The 219-nt window shown below is 37.0% G+C and carries 1 protein-coding gene; it reads left to right on the top strand.

Going from position 1 to position 219, the window contains the following annotated elements:
* Positions 1 to 219, top strand: a 219-nt coding sequence (locus H6A61_RS15790; protein ID WP_275951565.1) for a group II intron maturase-specific domain-containing protein, incomplete at both ends; no start/stop codon positions are given.

Raw genomic sequence — 219 nt, forward strand, 5'->3', positions numbered from 1 at the left:
TCAAAGGTGTAAAATACTTAGGTTATTCCTTTTATAACTCCAAAGGTAAATTTGAATTATGCGTACACTCCAAATCTAAAGTCAAGATGAAGCTCCGCTTGAAAGAGCTAACAGGTCGTAGCAATGGAATGGGTTATGAACGTAGAAAGCAAAAACTTAAGGAATATATAAGAGGTTGGATAGGCTATTACCACCTTGCCAACATGAAACGTCTTCTCC

The sequence above is a fragment of the Bacteroides caecigallinarum genome (assembly GCF_016901995.1).
Classification (GTDB): domain Bacteria; phylum Bacteroidota; class Bacteroidia; order Bacteroidales; family Bacteroidaceae; genus Phocaeicola; species Phocaeicola cellulolyticus.